The 17,319-nt window shown below is 59.6% G+C and carries 16 protein-coding genes; 7 read left to right on the forward strand and 9 right to left on the reverse strand.

Annotated elements, in window-relative coordinates:
* Positions 1-37: 37 nt before the first annotated feature.
* The gene (locus PSH91_RS24745; RefSeq protein WP_047230492.1) at positions 38-1,216 is read left to right on the forward strand and encodes an NAD(P)/FAD-dependent oxidoreductase; all 1,179 of its coding nucleotides are present in this window, start codon (positions 38-40) and stop codon (positions 1,214-1,216) included.
* A gap of 243 nt (positions 1,217-1,459) precedes the next feature.
* Complete coding sequence (gene yccS, locus PSH91_RS24750; protein ID WP_160893959.1) at positions 1,460-3,643, forward strand: YccS family putative transporter; 2,184 nt, start codon at positions 1,460-1,462, stop codon at positions 3,641-3,643.
* Between the two features lie 142 nt (positions 3,644-3,785).
* On the opposite strand, the gene PSH91_RS24755 is transcribed toward yccS, so the two are convergent.
* Positions 3,786-4,523, reverse strand: a complete 738-nt coding sequence (locus PSH91_RS24755; RefSeq protein WP_047230494.1) for an ABC transporter substrate-binding protein — start codon at positions 4,521-4,523, stop codon at positions 3,786-3,788.
* Positions 4,524-4,784: 261 nt separating this feature from the next.
* Between PSH91_RS24755 and PSH91_RS24760 the strand changes: the two genes are divergently transcribed.
* Positions 4,785-5,237, forward strand: a complete 453-nt coding sequence (locus tag PSH91_RS24760; protein ID WP_047230495.1) for a GNAT family N-acetyltransferase — start codon at positions 4,785-4,787, stop codon at positions 5,235-5,237.
* 125 nt (positions 5,238-5,362) lie between these two features.
* On the opposite strand, the gene PSH91_RS24765 is transcribed toward PSH91_RS24760, so the two are convergent.
* Genes PSH91_RS24765 through PSH91_RS24775 form a run of 3 tightly spaced genes read right to left on the reverse strand, consistent with a single transcriptional unit; the run spans position 5,363 to position 8,331 of the window.
* A complete protein-coding gene (locus PSH91_RS24765) occupies positions 5,363-5,659 on the reverse strand; it encodes a helix-turn-helix domain-containing protein (RefSeq protein ID WP_076383387.1) in 297 nt (98 codons plus the stop codon).
* Positions 5,660-5,663: 4 nt separating this feature from the next.
* Positions 5,664-6,167, reverse strand: a complete 504-nt coding sequence (locus tag PSH91_RS24770) for a M48 family metallopeptidase (protein WP_047230503.1) — start codon at positions 6,165-6,167, stop codon at positions 5,664-5,666.
* Between the two features lie 40 nt (positions 6,168-6,207).
* Complete coding sequence (locus PSH91_RS24775) at positions 6,208-8,331, reverse strand: bifunctional diguanylate cyclase/phosphodiesterase (protein WP_305466900.1); 2,124 nt, start codon at positions 8,329-8,331, stop codon at positions 6,208-6,210.
* 319 nt (positions 8,332-8,650) lie between these two features.
* Between PSH91_RS24775 and PSH91_RS24780 the strand changes: the two genes are divergently transcribed.
* The 4 genes from PSH91_RS24780 (at position 8,651) to PSH91_RS24795 (ending at position 11,983) form a co-directional block, all read left to right on the forward strand.
* Positions 8,651-9,316 (forward strand): polysaccharide lyase family 7 protein, encoded by a 666-nt coding sequence (locus PSH91_RS24780; protein WP_076383385.1) that lies wholly within the window; start codon positions 8,651-8,653, stop codon positions 9,314-9,316.
* 279 nt (positions 9,317-9,595) lie between these two features.
* Complete coding sequence (locus tag PSH91_RS24785; protein ID WP_305466901.1) at positions 9,596-10,264, forward strand: polysaccharide lyase family 7 protein; 669 nt, start codon at positions 9,596-9,598, stop codon at positions 10,262-10,264.
* A 305-nt stretch (positions 10,265-10,569) separates the two neighbouring features.
* Positions 10,570-11,238, forward strand: a complete 669-nt coding sequence (locus PSH91_RS24790) for a polysaccharide lyase family 7 protein (protein ID WP_047230500.1) — start codon at positions 10,570-10,572, stop codon at positions 11,236-11,238.
* A gap of 460 nt (positions 11,239-11,698) precedes the next feature.
* Positions 11,699-11,983 carry a fructose-bisphosphate aldolase gene (locus tag PSH91_RS24795; protein WP_305466902.1) on the forward strand — a complete coding sequence of 95 codons (285 nt, stop codon included), beginning with the start codon at positions 11,699-11,701 and terminating at the stop codon, positions 11,981-11,983.
* Positions 11,984-13,031: 1,048 nt separating this feature from the next.
* Here PSH91_RS24795 and fba read toward each other — a convergent pair.
* From fba to epd, 5 genes are all read right to left on the reverse strand, one after another.
* Positions 13,032-14,096, reverse strand: a complete 1,065-nt coding sequence (gene fba / locus PSH91_RS24800; protein WP_003177554.1) for a class II fructose-bisphosphate aldolase — start codon at positions 14,094-14,096, stop codon at positions 13,032-13,034.
* 244 nt (positions 14,097-14,340) lie between these two features.
* Positions 14,341-14,676 (reverse strand): MliC family protein, encoded by a 336-nt coding sequence (locus PSH91_RS24805; RefSeq protein WP_047230408.1) that lies wholly within the window; start codon positions 14,674-14,676, stop codon positions 14,341-14,343.
* Positions 14,677-14,733: 57 nt separating this feature from the next.
* Positions 14,734-14,958, reverse strand: a complete 225-nt coding sequence (locus PSH91_RS24810; protein ID WP_047230409.1) for a hypothetical protein — start codon at positions 14,956-14,958, stop codon at positions 14,734-14,736.
* Positions 14,959-14,989: 31 nt separating this feature from the next.
* Positions 14,990-16,153: a phosphoglycerate kinase gene (locus PSH91_RS24815; RefSeq protein WP_139048965.1), complete on the reverse strand. Its 1,164-nt coding sequence runs from the start codon at positions 16,151-16,153 to the stop codon at positions 14,990-14,992.
* A 24-nt stretch (positions 16,154-16,177) separates the two neighbouring features.
* Positions 16,178-17,233, reverse strand: a complete 1,056-nt coding sequence (gene epd / locus PSH91_RS24820) for an erythrose-4-phosphate dehydrogenase (protein ID WP_076383381.1) — start codon at positions 17,231-17,233, stop codon at positions 16,178-16,180.
* Positions 17,234-17,319 lie beyond the last annotated feature (86 nt).

The following is a 17,319-nucleotide window of genomic DNA, read 5'->3' on the forward strand; positions in this document are numbered from 1 at the left end:
CAATGGGTTTTGTGGTGACATTTAGAGGGACACCGTTTTGCGCTCTACCGAAGTCGTGATCATTGGCGCTGGCGCCGCGGGGTTGATGTGCGCGCTGACCGCCGCAGGGCGCGGACGGCAGGTGATGTTGCTGGACCACGCCAACAAAGCCGGCAAGAAAATCCTCATGTCCGGCGGTGGGCGCTGCAATTTCACCAACATGTACAGCGAACCGGGCAATTTCCTCTCGCAGAACCCACATTTCTGCAAGTCGGCCCTGGCGCGTTACACCCAGTGGGATTTCATCGCCCTGGTGGCCAAGCACGGCGTGCCCTATCACGAGAAAAAACTCGGCCAGTTGTTCTGTGATAACAAGTCCAGCGACATCCTCGGCCTGCTGCTGGACGAATGCGACCAAGCCGGTGTCAACCTGCACCTGGACACCTCGATCGAGCGCATCGAGAAAACCGAGAGCGGCTACCTGCTGCAAACCACCCTCGGGGCCATCACCTGCCAATCCTTGGTGATTGCCACGGGCGGGCTGTCGATCCCGACGCTGGGCGCGACCGGTTTCGGTTACCAGGTGGCCAAACAGTTCGGCCACCAACTGCTGCCCACCCGCGCCGGGCTGGTGCCGTTCACCATCACCGACCAGCTCAAGGCGTTGTGCACCGAACTTTCAGGCACTTCAGTGGATTGCCTGGTGAGCTGCAACGAGCAGAGTTTTCGCGAGAACATCCTGTTCACCCACCGCGGCCTCAGCGGCCCGGCGATCCTGCAGATTTCCTCGTTCTGGGAACCGGGTGACACGGTGCAGATCAACCTGCTGCCGGACCACGACGTGCCGAGCTGGCTGCAACAGCAACAGGCCGAACGCCCCAACAGCGAACTGAAAACCCTGCTGGGCGAATTGTTCACCAAGAAGATGGCCACCCTGCTGGCCGACACTTGGTTCGTCTCCAAACCCATGAAGCAATACACCCACGCCGAACTGGCAGACATTGCCGAGAAACTGTCGAGCTGGAATGTCGTCCCGGCCGGCACCGAAGGCTACCGCACCGCCGAAGTGACCCTGGGCGGTGTCGATACGCGGGAAGTCTCGTCCAAGACCATGGAATCACTGAAAAGCCCTGGCCTGTATTTCATTGGCGAAGTGCTGGACGTCACCGGGCACCTGGGCGGGTTCAACTTCCAATGGGCCTGGGCGTCGGGGTATGCGGCTGCGCAATACGTCTGATTGAAGGGATGCATAGAATCCAATGGGGATGATGATCCTGTGGGAGCGAGCCTGCTCGCGATGGCGGACTATCAGACAACATCAATGTTGAATGTACCGGCCTCATCGCGAGCAGGCTCGCTCCCACTGGGGTTTGCTGGAGCATCCCGGAACACTTTTTGCTGCCGGATGTGATCGCCGCCATTGCGTCGGCGTCATTACTGCCTCAATTTAGCGTCATTGCCCGTCAGGCCCGTGCACTTCATGTCATCGACCTCGTTTAGTCAGTCTCTGCGTCGCCTTTGGGCGTTGGATAAATTCAGTTATAGCGTGCGGGTGTTCATCGCCCTGACCGGCAGCATGGCGCTGTGTTGGTATCTGGATGAGATGGCGCTGTTGATCCCGCTGTTCCTGGGCATCATCGCCAGCGCCCTGGCCGAGACCGATGACAGCTGGCAGGGCCGCCTCAACGCGCTGGCCGTGACGCTGGTGTGCTTCACCATCGCAGCGCTGTCGGTGGAATTGCTGTTTCCTTATCCGGTTCTGTTCATCGTTGCCCTGGCGCTGGCGAGTTTCGCCCTGACTATGCTCGGTGCGCTGGGCGAGCGCTATGGCGCGATTGCCTCGGCCACGTTGATTCTCTCGGTCTACACCATGATCGGCGTAGACCAGCGCGGTGGCGCGGTCACCGATTTCTGGCACGAACCTTTGCTGCTGGTGGCCGGTGCGGCTTGGTACGGCCTGCTCTCGGTGCTGTGGCAGGCGCTGTTTTCCAACCAGCCGGTGCAGCAAAGCCTGGCGCGGCTGTTCCGCGAGCTGGGACGCTATCTGAAGCTCAAATCATCGCTCTTCGAGCCGATCCGTCAACTGGACGTCGAAGCCCGACGCCTGGAACTGGCCCAGCAGAACGGCCGGGTCGTCGCCGCGCTTAACGCGGCGAAGGAAATCATCCTGCACCGCGTAGGCAATGGGCGACCAGGCTCGAAGGTCAGCCGCTACCTGAAGCTGTACTTCCTCGCCCAGGATATCCACGAGCGCGCCAGCTCTTCCCACTACCCCTACAACGCACTGGCCGAGGCGTTCTTTCACAGCGACGTGCTGTTCCGCTGCCAACGCCTGCTGCGCCAGCAAGGTAAAGCCTGCCAAGCGTTGGCCGAGTCGATCCAACTGCGCCAGCCATTCGTCTATGACGCCAGCTTCGCCGAGGCCTTGAATGACCTGCACGCCTCCCTCGAACACCTGCGGATCCAGAGCAACCCGGCCTGGCGCGGATTGCTGCGTTCGCTACGGGCCTTGTCGGCGAACCTTGGCACCATGGACCGCCTGCTCAGCGACGCGAGCAACCCCGACGCCCTGGCCGACGCCACCGATAGCAGCCTGCTGGATCGCTCACCGCGCAACCTGAAGGACGTCTGGGTCCGCTTGCGCACACAGCTCACGCCCACCTCGCTGCTGTTCCGACATGCCCTGCGCCTGCCCCTGGCGCTGAGTGTGGGTTATGCCATGGTGCATCTGATCCACCCGTCCCAAGGCTACTGGATCATTCTCACCACGCTGTTCGTGTGCCAACCCAACTACGGCGCCACCCGGCGCAAGCTCGGCCAACGGATCATCGGCACCGCCATCGGCCTGACGGTGGCCTGGGCGCTGTTCGATCTGTTTCCCAACCCGCTGGTGCAATCGTCTTTCGCCATCGCCGCCGGGGTGGTGTTCTTTACCAACCGCACGACCCGCTACACCCTGGCGACCGCCGCGATCACGATCATGGTGCTGTTCTGCTTCAACCAGGTAGGCGACGGCTATGGACTGCTGCTGCCACGCCTGTTCGATACGCTGCTCGGCAGCCTGATCGCCGGCCTTGCGGTATTCCTGTTCCTGCCGGACTGGCAAGGCCGCCGGTTGAACAAGGTGCTGGCCAACACGCTGACCTGCAACAGCATTTACCTGCGCCAGATCATGCAGCAATACGCCGCGGGCAAAAGCGACGACCTGGCCTATCGCCTGGCCCGACGCAACGCCCACAACGCCGACGCCGCATTGTCCACCACCCTGGCAAACATGCTGATGGAGCCGGGGCATTTCCGTAAGGAAGCCGATGTCGGGTTCCGCTTCCTGGTGCTGTCCCACACCCTGCTCAGCTACTTGTCAGGCCTGGGCGCCCATCGGGACACCCCATTGCCTGCAGACGTGCGCGAACACCTGATCGACGGCGCAGGGGTGAAACTGGCCGCGAGCATCGACGAGATTGCCCAGGGCCTGGCGAGCAAACAACCGATAGCGGTCCAAAGCGACGAGGAAGAAGCCTTGGCCAGTGAGCTTGAGCAGATGCCCGATGAAATCGACGAGGGTCAGCGGCTGGTGCAGACGCAACTGGGGTTGATCTGCCGTCAGTTGGGGCCGCTGCGCACGTTGGCGGCGCATCTGGTCAAGGACACCAGTGAGGCTTGAGGAGTGTGGTGCTCGCACCACCGCCATCGCGAGCGGGCTCGCTCCCACAGTGGACCTCAGCCGTACAAAATTTAAGTGTCCGCTCTAGATCAACTGTGGGAGCGAGCCTGCTCGCGATAGCGCCAGTCCCGGCACCGCAAGATCACATCCCGTGCGCCTTCAATAACCGCGCATAACTACCATCGGCCTTCATCGCCGCAATCTCCCGATCGAATCCCGCGACAATCTGCTCGTGCTGCGGGTTCTTCAGGCTGACCAGGATGTGCAGGCTGTTTTCACTCAGTGGCTTGGGCATGAACTCCACAGCGTTGCGCACCTTGGCCGACTCACGAGACAAGTAATAACGGGCGACGAACTCATCTTCCAGGGTCAGCTTCACCCGACCGGCAGCGAGCATGCGCACGGCCATTGCAAAGTTATGCACAGGGACTTTCTGCAATTGCTGATCCTCATCGAACGCCTTGGAGTAGGCGTATCCGCGGACCACGGCGATGGGATAGGCATGCAGCTGCTGCAAGTTCTCGTACTGGATGGGTGCGTCCTTGCGCTTGATGAAGCGCACGCGGTTGAGCAGGTACTCAGCCGAGAAACGGCCCACATGGGTACGTTCTTCGCTGTACCAGGCATTGATCAGCACGTCATAGCGCCCCTCGCCGATGCCCAGCATCGCCCGGGCCCAAGGCACCTGCTCAAAGTCACTGGCATAACCGGCTCGCGCCAGAGCGGTACTGACGATATCGGTCGCCAGGCCACCATTGACCAGCGTGGTGTCGGTAAAGGGTGGCCAGCCATCTGCCACCAGACGCAACTTTTGCGCGCAGGCGTTGTGGCTCAGCAACAGCAACCCGACCAAAGCAAGAGCTCGATGCAATCGCGGCATGCCAAACATCCTTGACGGGTTCAAAGCCCGGTTTGTTTTTAGCCGAATCTCAAGAGATGTCGTCAGACATCCGGTCCTAACATTAGCTCAGTGGAACCGCTGCGCAGCGTTGAATCGAAGATTACACAAAGAAGGCCACGCCGCGACAATTCGATGATGGCATTTTGGCCTTTGTCACAGATTTTTACAGTTGTCCAAGAAAGAGACTTCCGCAGCCAGCCCGCTTAATATCGGCATCAGGTTCTTCAGGAAATTCAAAAAATGGATATCGACTGGGTCTGCAAACATCACAGTGACCTGAGCAAGGAACAGCTGTACGCCATCCTCAAATTGCGCGCCGAAGTATTCGTCGTGGAGCAGAATTGCCCCTACCTGGACGTCGACGGCCTGGACCTGGAGGGCGACACCTGCCACCTGATGGCCTGGCAGGACAATCGTCTGGTGGCTTACCTTCGCTTGCTCGATCCGCACTCGCAAAACAGTGACGTGGTCATCGGGCGCGTGGTCATCGCCCCCCAAGCACGGGGACAGGGGCTGGGCCACAAACTGATGGAACAGGGTCTCAAGCAGGCCGAGAAGCACTGGCCCGGTACATCGATCTCACTGTCGGCACAGGCGCATCTGCAGGGGTATTACTCGCGGTATGGGTTTGGAGTGGTGGGTATCGAGTACATGGAAGACGGGATTCCACACATTGGCATGCACCGGCCTTGATGCCCTCTTCGCGAGCAGGCTCGCTCCCACAGTGGATCTGCGTGGTACATAAATCATATGCCCACTGCAGATCAATGTGGGAGCGAGCAGGCTCGCGATAACGCCTCCCCAGAAGCCGCCAATGTTCAGGGATATTCCAATACCGCTTTAATGCGCGGCAAATTCCCCTCGATCCAGCGCCGATCAATCGCCCCCCAATCACGGATCCGATAATGCCCGGCATGGTTACGGGCGCCCTCTAGCTGCTCGAATTCACACACGATATCCAGGTCCGCCAGCGCTGCCACGGTGTCCTGGGCGGTGCGTCGCGGCATGCCGGTGACTTCGGTGAGCGAGGGAATGTTGCTGGCCACGCCGCTATCAATCAGGTAAGCCACATACAAACGACGATAGAAGCTGCTTTTGGTCTTGCTGACGTCCATTCGGTCATTCCTTGGGGGGTTGCAGATCGCGCCAGGTCAGGTACACCCGCAAGTCGAATTCCAACTGGTGATACCCCGGCAGCATGTGCTCGCAGAGTTGGTAGAACGCTTTGTTGTGGTCCGACTCCTTGAAGTGGGCCAGTTCGTGCACCACGATCATTTTCAAAAACTCAGGTGCCGCGTCCTTGAACAGCGCAGCGATACGAATTTCTTTCTTGGCCTTGAGCTTGCCGCCCTGCACCCGTGAAATGGCAGTGTGCAAGCCCAGGGCGCGGTGAGTCAGGTCCAGACGATTGTCGAACAGCACCTTGTCGATAGCGGGCGCGTTACGCAGGTATTGTTGCTTGAGATCCAGCGCATAACCGTACAGGGCCTTGTCGCTCTGGACCGAATGCCGGTCGGGGTAGCGCTGCTGCAAGTAGTCGCCCAGCCGATCCTGGGCAATCAGTTGCTGCACTTGGGCTTGCAGGGCGGCGGGGTAAGCCTGGAGGTATTTGAGCGCGATCATCGGCGGCAACACAGTCACAAAAGCCGCCAGTGTAGCGAATTCAGACCTGCATCGCGCTCCAGTCAAATGGCCGGGCAAAGGCATCGGTGTCTTCGGCCATCAAGGGCCGCGCCACCAGGAACCCCTGCACATATTCGCAGCCGTGGGCCTTGAGCCACTGATATTGCTCAGGCGTCTCTACGCCCTCGGCGATCACCCGCAAACCCAATTGCTTGCACAAATCGATGACCGACGCCGCCAGTGCCGCATCCCGGGGTGAGCCTGGCAGACGGGCGATCAGGTGTCGATCAAGCTTGAGGGTATCGAGCTCCAGGTCGCGCAGGTGCGCCAGCGAGCAAGGCCCGGAACCGAAATCATCCAACGCCACCCGCACCCCCAGGTTATGCAGCAGCCGCAGTTGTTTATGGGTTTCGTCGGGGTTGCGCATCAGTGCGTCTTCAGTCACCTCGACCTCAAGTTGCCGCGGTTTGAGGGCATGTCGCTCCAGGACCTGGCGCAATTCGGTCACCAGGTTGGGCAAACCGAACTGGGTGCTGCTCAGACTCACCCCCAGTACCAGATCATCAGCGAACAAGCGCTCCCAGACTTTACGCTGGGCGGCGCTGCGATGATAAATCCAGCTCCCCAGCCGACTGATCAATCGGGCCTCTTCCAGTAATGGCAGGAACAGCCCCGGCGGCACATCACCGACGCTGGGGTGCTGCCAGCGCAACAGCGCCTCGAAGCCACGGATGCGCCCGTCGCCCACCCCCACCTGGGGCTGGTAGACCATATTGAAATCGCGGTTTTCGATGGCCGAGCGCACACTTTCTTCGAGCATCAGCCGTGAACGGGCTCGACCGTTCATTTCGTGATCGTAAAAACGGTATTGCTGACGGCCAGCGCGCTTGGCCTCGTACATGGCGATGTCGGATGCACGCAGCAGACCGTCGAGATTGGCGCCGCAATCGGGGTACGTCGCGATGCCGATGCTGGCCCCCAGCGCTACGTCCATGCCCTCGATCTGTTGGCAGATAGACACTCGTTCGATGAGTTTCTCGGCAATCTTGGCCGCTTGCTCGGGCACCTCCAGATCCAGCAGGGCGGTGAACTCATCGCCGCCCAGACGCGCCAGAATGTCGAACGGGCGCAGGCACGCCTTCAGTTGTTCCGACACCCAGCGCAGCACGCGGTCACCGGCATCATGGCCCAACGAATCATTGACCCGTTTGAAGCCATCAAGATCCAGGTACAGCAGCACCCAGTTGCTTTCCAGCCGCTCGCTGCGCATCAGCAGGTTTTCGGCTGTCTGATAAAACCCCCTGCGGTTGAGCAGACCGGTCAGCGGGTCAGTGACGGCCTGGTATTCGAGTTGCTGGTGCAAGTGACGCACCACCGACATGTCCTGAAGCGTTACCACCATGGCCTTCTGCTCCGCAGGCAGGGGCGCACAAGACAAGGCCACCGACACCTGCTGGCCGGGCGCGGTGCGCAAGACCGCATCGTGCAGGCGCCAGGTCTGCCCCCGGCAGTAGGCGACATGGATATCGGAGCCGGCCCACTCGGGGATGTGGGGTTTTTGCAGGAAATCCAGGAGCGGCATTCCCTGCAACTGCTCGGCGGTGGCATTAAGCAGGCGACAGGTAGACGGATTGGCGAAGCGAATACACCCGCTTTCGTCCACCACGAGGATGCCTTCGGCGGCGTTATCCAGCACCGAGGCGTTGAAAGCCCTGGCGGCTTCCAGATCCTGGCTCAGGCGCTGCAAGGCCCGGCGATTGCGCTGGTGTTCGAGCAGGGCATGAACCTTGGGCTTGAGAATCTGCGGATCGAATGGTTTGAACAGGTAATCCACGGCGCCGCTGGCGTAGCCCTTGATCACCGCATCCTGGGATTGCTCGTTAGCGGTCAGGAAAATGATCGGGGTCAGCCGTGTCCGCTGGCTGCCGCGCATCAGACGCGCCACTTCAAAACCGTCCATGTCGGGCATCTGCACATCCAGCAGGACCAGGTCGATGTCATGTTCGAGTAGAAGGTTAAGGGCTTCGACACCCGAGGACGCGGTCATCACCTTCCAGTCCTGACGCTGCAACAACGCTCGCATGCTGAGCAGGTTTTCAGGGTAATCATCAACTATCAAAAGGACGGAACTGTCTTCGCCAAGCGGTGGTTGCACGCATTCCATGCTGCTTCTCTTATCGGGCGTCACGTCCGACCTGACGTAGCAAGGCGGACAAATACTGTGATCTCACTCTAGACCGTGATTCTGAAAAGCAGTAGGTGTCATCCCGCCATCATCCAGACAAAGCCCAAAATAGCCGACTAACGGTCACCCACCTCGGGCACAAAACCTGCAATGACACCTTCGACGGACAATTGACGTCAATCATCCGCTGGGCGGTCATTAAAAAATTTCTCCCTGCGTGATTAACACGCCCAAAAGCTTGAGCTAGAGCCTCTGGCTGGGCGTTCAGCATTTTCACTCCGTTACGTAGGATCCGACCATGATTGATCTCGCCACCTGGAACCTGAGCATCCCCGAAGGCAGCCCACCAACGACCATCGAAACCTCTCAACTGGTGCAGGGGTTCCAGAACCAATATTTCCACGCCGACTCCGGTACGGTGTTTTTCTGGGCACCGGTCACCGGCGCCAAGACTGCCAACGCGATTTACCCACGCAGCGAACTGCGGGAAACCTATAGCAACGGTACCCAGCGCAACTGGTTGTACTCAGCGGCTGATAACAAGCTGGCCGCCACGCTGACCGTCAACCAAGTCCCCAGCACTGGCAAGCTCGTCATTGGTCAGATCCACGCCAAAGACAGCACCAGCCCCATGGTGAAACTGGAGTACCAGTACAAAACCTACAGCTCCACCGGCAACATCGTCGCCAAAGTGCGCATGCGTCCCGACGACGAATCGGGCCAGGTCATCACCATCGCCACAGGCATAAAGCTCAATCAGTCCTTCTCTTACCTGATCCACCTAAGCCCCGCCGGTGTCCTGACCATCAATGGTGCGGGTTACCAGTGGAGCTCCCCCATCAGCTCCACTTGGAGCGACAAGCCGCTGTACTTCAAGGCGGGCGTGTACGTGCAGGACAACACCGGCTATCCCACCGAAGGCGGGACCGTGACGTTCAGCCTGCTGGATATCGATCACATCTAGACGCTTTGCATGGCGCCATGGCAGCAACGCAGCGCTGCCCGCCCAGGCGACCCTATCAATGCGAAATCGTTCAGGGAAAATTCGAACTGCCGACTAACGGTTCACCATCCAGGCACAGATGCTGCAAAAGATCCATTCGACGGACAATTGACGTCAAACATCCGCCGGATGGTTATCCAAAAAACTCCTTCCTGCGTGATCAACACACCCCAAATGCTTGGAGTAGAGCCTCCCGCTTTGGTCCTCAGCACTTTTACGCCCGTTACGCAGGATCCGACCATGATCGATCTCAGCACTTGGAACTTGAGCATTCCCGAAGGCAGCCCCGCCATCACCATCGAAACACCGCGGCTAGCCCAGGGCTTCAAGGACGACTATTTCCACTCCGACACCGGCACGCTGTTCTTCTGGGCGCCGGTGACCGGCACCAAGACTGCAAACGCCATTTACCCGCGCAGCGAACTGCGGGAAACCTACAGCGACGGCACCCTGCGCAACTGGCTGTATCCGGCGGCGGACAACATCCTGCGTGCCGCCGTAACCGTCAACCAAGTACCCAGCACCGGCAAGATCGTGATCGGTCAGATCCACGCCAAAGACAGCACCAGCCCCATGGTGAAACTGGAGTACCAGTACAAAACCTACAGCTCCACCGGCAACATCGTCGCCAAAGTGCGCATACGCCCCGACGACGAAACCGGCCAAGTCATCACCATCGCCACCGGTGTGAAACTCGACCGCAGCTTTACCTACATGATCCATCTCAGCCCCAAGGGCGCGCTGGGCATCAGCGCGGCGGGTTACAACTGGAGAACCACTATCGACCCGTCCTGGAAGGTCAAACCGCTGTATTTCAAGGCGGGCGTGTACGTGCAGGACAACACCGGCTACACCACCGAAGGTGGAAAAGTGACGTTCAGCCAGCTGGATATCGATCACAACATCTGATCGCTTTTCCTGGCGCCATAGCAGCACGGATGCTGCCTGCCCCCCTCAGCCCCGCCTTCGAGCACAGGCCATGTGCGCGGTGCTATATCGCCATCGTTCAAAAAATTTTCCTGCCAGCCGACTAACGGTCACCTGTCTCGGGCACCAAAGCGGCAAACACAACTCTGACGGTCTGCTGACGCCAACCCGCCGCCGGATCTACGTGACAAACGTTCGATCCATTTCCTTGTGGCGTCGGCGAAAGCGCGTCCTAGAGCCTTCGGCTGTGGCGTAAATCATTTCTTATGTACAGAAAGGATCCGAACATGGTCGATCTTGCAACCTGGAACTTGAGCATCCCCGAGGGAAGCCCACCCAAAACCATCGAAACCCCTCGACTGGTGGACGGTTTCAAGAACAAATACTTCAACTCTGAAGGCAGCACGGTGTATTTCTGGTCACCGGTCACCGGCACCAAGACTGAAAACGCGATCTACCCGCGCAGCGAATTGCGCGAGACCTACAAAAACGGCACCTTGCGCAACTGGCTATACCCCGACGCCGACAACAAATTGAGTGCGACCCTGGTGGTCAACCAGGTACCCAGCACCGGCAAGATCGTGATCGGTCAGATTCATGCCAAGGACAGCAGCAAACCCATGGTGAAGCTGGAATACCAGTACAAGGACGACAGCAAGACCGGCAACATCGTCGCCAAAGTGCGCATGCGCCCCGATGACGACGAGGGCCGGGTCATCACCGTCGCCTCGGGTGTAAAACTCAATCAGTCTTTCTCTTATCGGCTCCATCTTGATCGTACCGGCGACCTGGGTATCACCGCGGCGGGTCGTAGCTGGTACACCACCATGAGCGCCAAATGGAAGGTCAAGCCGCTGTATTTCAAGGCTGGCGTGTATGTGCAGGACAATACGGGCTACACCAGCGAAGGAGGGAAAGTGACGTTCAGCAAGCTGGATATCGATCACAACACCTGAGATTTTCAGCTCCGAAAATCTCGTAGGAATTTACCTTTGTGGCGAGGGGATTTATCCCCGCTGGGCTGCGCAGCAGCCCCCTCCTTTCGTCAGACCGACCGCATGCGCCGGTTTTGCAGCGGCTGCGCCCCCGAGCGGGAGCAAGCTCCCTCGCCACGTGGGCGCGGTGCGTCCTACAGGTCGATTTTGGGCTCGAAAATCTCCTCTATAGTTCGGGCTCGTCTGCTGGCTTTGGTCAGCGGGGCACGGGTTTCGCAGCCCGACAGAGAACAATGACTTTGCACCGCAAAATGAAAACTCAGGCAGAATTGCCGACGTTCATTTTATGGCGGTTGCGCGCGGGAGGCCTTTGGGTCTGCCGGGTTTGGTCATTCTCGGTCTGCGAACCCGCGCGTAGCTGCCACCCACTTTGTTTCGCAGCAAAAAGGTGGCAATTCTTTTTCTATAGGGAATTTCATCTATGACCATGCATCAATCGATTAGCCGCTTCACGCCCTTGACCCCGATCGCCACCACCCAACCCGTCCTGTTCATCGATAAAACCGTCCCACTGAGCGAGCTTCACGCCTGTGCCAGCGAACGCCTGCATGCCACGCTCGACTACTTGACGCTCATGGCCTGCGCCACCCTGCGCGATTCGGCCGCCAGCGACCTCAATACCCTCACCAATGTCGCCCGGCTCCTGGTTCAGGATGTCACCGATGTGTTCGGCGTCATTGAACAACGCGGCCTCGAAGACCAATAAAGCCCTCCCGGCGGGAGATGATCCCCTGTGGGAGCGAGCTTGCTCGCGATAGCGCTGGGTCAGCAGCATGGATGGCGACTGACACAGCGCTATCAGGATCTGTGTGTATATCCATTTCTTTGGTAACGGCTACTTAGGGTTCCGCCCTTACGGCGGGTCACTTTTGAAGAGCGCAAAAGTAACCAAAAGGTCTTGCCCCACCACTCAGTGCCTCGCCTAGGCTCGGCATGCCCGAACGCAGGCATTGCTCCGTGGGCCCGCCGCGAAGGGCCATCCATGGCCCAGCGCGGCTACCTCGGCATCCATGCCGAGGTGCCCACTACGCAACACCTGCGTTCGGCCAGCGTGGTTAACGGGGCGCCGAGATCAAAGTCCTCCGCGAGGCGGCCTGATAGCCGACCTGTTTTTTGATTGATCGCGTTTCTCCTGTGGGAGCGGGCTTGCTCGCGAAGGCGGTACAACAGCCAATGAGGATGTGTTGAATGTACTGGCCTTTTCGCGAGCAAGCCCGCTCCCACAATGGACGTGTGGCATATACAAACTTATGTCTGTTAAATATCGAAATGTGGGAGCGAGCCTGCTCGCGATGACGGCAGTAAATCCAACTTCTGTGCAACTGAATTACCGCTATCGCGAGCAGGCTCGCTCCCACAATTGGATCGGAGGACAGCCGTGACAAATAGGCCGGCTATCAGGCCGCCTCGCTTTTGATTTTGATCTGGGGGCCCCGTTAACCACGCTGGCCGAACGTAGGTATTGTGGAGTGGGCATCCCGGCATGGATGCCGGGATAGCCGCGCTGGGCCATGGATGGCCCTTCGCGGCGGGCCCACGGAGCAATGCCTGCGTTCGGGCATGCCGAGCCTAGGCGAGGCACCGAGTGGTGGGGCAAGACCTTTTGGTTACTTTTGGGGCGTTTGCCAAAAGTGACCCGCCGTAAGGGCGGAACCATAAGCAGCCGTTACCCAAAAAACGGATATACACACAAATCCCACACATAAAAAAACCCGCATCACTGCGGGTTTTCTCACAACCACAACGCTGAAGCCTTAGTTAACCTTAGCGTTCAACTCACCCTTCAAATACCGCTGATACATCGCCTCCAAAGAGATCGGCTTGATCTTCGAAGCATTACCCGCAGTCCCAAACGCCTCATAACGCGCAATACACACATCACGCATCGCCGTCACGGTCGCACCGAAGAACTTACGCGGATCAAACTCGCTCGGATTGGTCGCCATCAAACGACGCATGGCACCGGTAGAGGCCAGGCGCAGGTCGGTGTCGATGTTGACCTTGCGCACGCCGTACTTGATACCTTCGACGATTTCTTCAACCGGCACGCCGTAGGTTTCTTTGATGTCACCGCCGTACTGGTTGATGATCGCCAGCCACTCTTGCGGAACCGAGGAAGAACCGTGCATCACCAGGTGAGTGTTGGGGATGCGTTTGTGGATTTCCTTGATGCGGTCAATGGCCAGCACGTCGCCGGTAGGCGGCTTGGTGAACTTGTAGGCGCCGTGGCTGGTACCGATGGCGATGGCCAGGGCGTCGACCTGGGTCTTCTTGACGAAGTCCGCGGCTTCTTCCGGGTCGGTCAGCATCTGGCTGTGGTCCAGCACGCCTTCGGCGCCGATGCCGTCTTCTTCACCGGCCATGCCGGTTTCCAGCGAGCCCAGGCAACCCAGTTCGCCTTCCACCGAGACGCCGCAGGCATGGGCCATGGCGACGGTCTGCTGGGTGACGCGAACGTTGTATTCGTAGTCGGTCGGGGTCTTGCCGTCTTCGCCCAGCGAGCCGTCCATCATGACCGAGCTGAAGCCCAGTTGGATGGAGCGCTGGCAGACGTCAGGGCTGGTGCCGTGGTCCTGGTGCATGCACACCGGGATGTGCGGGAATTCTTCGATGGCAGCCAGGATCAGGTGACGCAGGAATGGCGCGCCGGCGTATTTGCGGGCGCCGGCCGAAGCCTGGACGATCACCGGGGAGTCAGTCTTGTCAGCGGCTTCCATGATGGCGCGCATCTGCTCAAGGTTGTTGACGTTAAAGGCTGGGACGCCGTAGCCGAACTCGGCTGCGTGGTCCAGCATCTGACGCATGCTGATAAGTGCCATTAGTGTGTCTCTCCCGGTCGAGGGTCGTTAATCGTGCCAGCCTGCCGGAGCGGCGGCGGCTATTCAAGTCATTGCAGGTCGGGGGTGGGTCCGGCCTGTGTGTTCGGTGAAACAAATCTCGAAACTATAAGAGGCCCCTGTGGGAGCGAGCAGGCTCGCGATGAGGGCCCGACAGTCAACATCACTGATGCCTGATACATCGCTATCGCGAGCAGGCTCGCTCCCACATTGGATCTCTATTGAATCAGTCAGCCTTGCAGCCCCGGCCAATCAAGTCATTGGTGGCGACCCAGTAAACCAGGCCTTCCTCACCTTTGACGTGAAACGCCAGCATGTCGTCGCTGTACAGCGTACCCGATGCGCCCGGCTCTTCCTTCAGGTGATAGACCTGCTCGGCACCGCCGAGGCGAACGTCGACTTCCTTGCGGGTGTCATCGGTATAGCGCCACAGCACCTTGGCCTGACTGTCACAGGTCCAGGTTGTCCAGCCCTCTACGACAGGCTCGGACGAACGAAACCGATCCAGCTGCGCACAACCGGCCAGCATTGCCAGCGCCACAACGGCGATAAAGCCTTTCATCCGTGTTCCTCGACTGACGACCCGTGCCGCCAGCCATGAGTTAAAGAGTCTGACCCGTCAAGGACAACCATGTTCCTTGGCCGGGTTTTGCGTCTCATATTTATCCAGGCCATCCGGCCCCGAACGCTTGTTCAGCACCGGATTGGTCTCGGCCTGCCAGTCGGCCTGGTAACAGCCGCCTTCAGGCGTTGGCGTCCCGGTTTCCGGAGCCGTGGCCTTTGGGCTGCTCGAACAGGCCACTAACAGCGTCGTCGTCAACAGCAACGTGAACGTCTTGACCATCACAACACTCCTTTGCCTGGTCAACGAAACCTCAGGCCTTGGCCCGGCTTTCCAGGACTTCCACGGCTGGCAGTACTTTGCCTTCGACGAATTCGAGGAACGCACCGCCGCCGGTAGAAATGTAGGAGATCTGCTCGGCCACGCCATATTTATCGATCGCCGCCAGGGTGTCGCCGCCGCCAGCGATGGAGAAAGCGTCACTCTCGGCGATGGCCTGGGCCAGCACTTTGGTGCCGTTGCCAAACTGGTCGAACTCGAACACGCCGACCGGACCGTTCCACAGGATAGTCTTGGAAGATTTCAACAGTTCGGCGAAATTGGCTGCGGTTTGCGGGCCAATGTCGAGGATCATGTCGTCTTCGGCCACGTCAGCGATCAGCTTGACGGTGGCGGTGGCGCCTTCGGCAAATTCCTTGGCAACCACCACGTCCACCGGCAACGGCACGCTGACCTTGGCGGCGATTTCCCGGGCGGTGTCCAGCAGGTCCGGCTCGTACAGGGATTTGCCGACCGGGTGACCGGCCGCAGCAAGGAAGGTGTTGGCAATGCCGCCGCCGACGATCAACTGGTTGCACACCTGGCTCAGGCTGTTAAGCACGTCGAGCTTGGTGGAGACCTTGGAGCCGGCAACAATGGCAGCCATCGGCTGGGCCGGGGAGCCCAGGGCCTTGCCCAGTGCGTCCAGTTCGGCGGCCAGCAGCGGGCCAGCAGCGGCCACTTTGGCGAACTTCGCCACGCCGTGGGTCGAACCCTCGGCGCGGTGGGCGGTGCCGAACGCGTCCATCACAAACACGTCGCACAGGGCTGCATACTGCTTGGCCAGTTCGTCAGCGTTCTTTTTCTCGCCTTTATTGAAGCGCACGTTTTCGAACAGCACGACATCGCCGGCCTTCACGTCCACACCGCCCAGGTAGTCAGCCACCAGCGGTACGTCACGGCCCAAGGCTTTGCTCAGGTAAGCGGCGACCGGCTTGAGGCTGTTTTCCGCCGAGAACTCGCCTTCGGTCGGACGGCCCAGGTGGGAGCAGACCATCACGGCCGCGCCTTTTTCCAGGGCCAGCTTGATGGTCGGCAGCGAAGCCAGGATACGCGCGTCGCTGGTGACAACACCGTCCTTGACGGGGACGTTGAGGTCTTCGCGGATCAGTACGCGCTTACCTTGCAGATCGAGGTCGGACATCTTCAACACGGTCATGGGTCGCAATTCCTGGGTAACTGTTTAGAGAGCAGGTTTTTTAGAAGCGGTTTGCAGGTAATGCTCGGCAACGTCCAGCATTCGGTTGGCAAACCCCCATTCGTTGTCGAACCAAGCCAGGATGTTCACAAGCCGTGGCCCGGAAACCCGGGTCTGGCTGGCATCGACGATGGCCGAATGTGGGTCATGGTTAAAATCACAGCTGGCATGGGGCAACTCGGTGTAAGCCAGAAGGCCTTTGAGCGGACCGCTGGTGGCGGCTTCGCGCAAGATCCGGTTGACCTCGGTGGCGTCGGTATCGCTCACGGTCTGCATCGTAATGTCGAGGCAGGACACGTTGACCGTCGGCACCCGCACGGCTTTGGCCTGAATTCGCCCCGCAAGTTCCGGCAGCAGCCGTTCAATGCCGCGCGCCAGACCAGTGGACACCGGAATCACCGACTGGAACGCCGAACGGGTCCGCCGCAAGTCTTCATGGTGATAGGCGTCGATCACAGGTTGATCGTTCATCGCCGAGTGAATGGTGGTGATCGACACGTATTCCAGGCCAATGGCCTGGTCCAGCAGGCGCAATAGCGGCACGCCGCAGTTGGTGGTGCAGGACGCGTTGGACACCAACAGCTCGTCGCCGCTCAGGCAATCCTGGTTCACGCCGTAGACAATGGTCGCGTCGACATCCGCTTCGCTGGCCATCGGCTGGGAGAACAACACCCGCGGAGCGCCGGCCGCGATGAAGCGCTGGCCATCTTCACGGGTGTTGTAGGCGCCCGAGCATTCAAGCACCAGGTCGACACCCAAGGATGCCCAATCGATACCTTCGGGAGTGGCACTGCGCAGGACTTTCACGCAATCGCCATTAATGTGCAGACAATCGCCCTCGACCCGCACCTCGCCCGGAAACCGGCCGTGGGTGGAGTCAAAGCGTGTCAGGTATTCGATGCTGGCCATGTCGGCCAGATCGTTGATCGCCACAATCTCGAACCCGGCCCTGGCCCCTCGCTCGAACAACGCACGCAAGACGCAACGACCAATCCGGCCGTAGCCGTTGAGTGCAACTTTGTAGGGACGCGGTTGGGGCATGGGGTTCTCTGACTTGGGTGAATCCATCAGGGCAGCGTTGCCTGAGCCATCGCCATCGCGAGCAAGCTCGCTCCCACAGGGTCGGT

The sequence above is a fragment of the Pseudomonas sp. FP1154 genome, from assembly GCF_030687245.1.
Taxonomy (GTDB): Bacteria; Pseudomonadota; Gammaproteobacteria; order Pseudomonadales; family Pseudomonadaceae; genus Aquipseudomonas; species Aquipseudomonas rhizophila.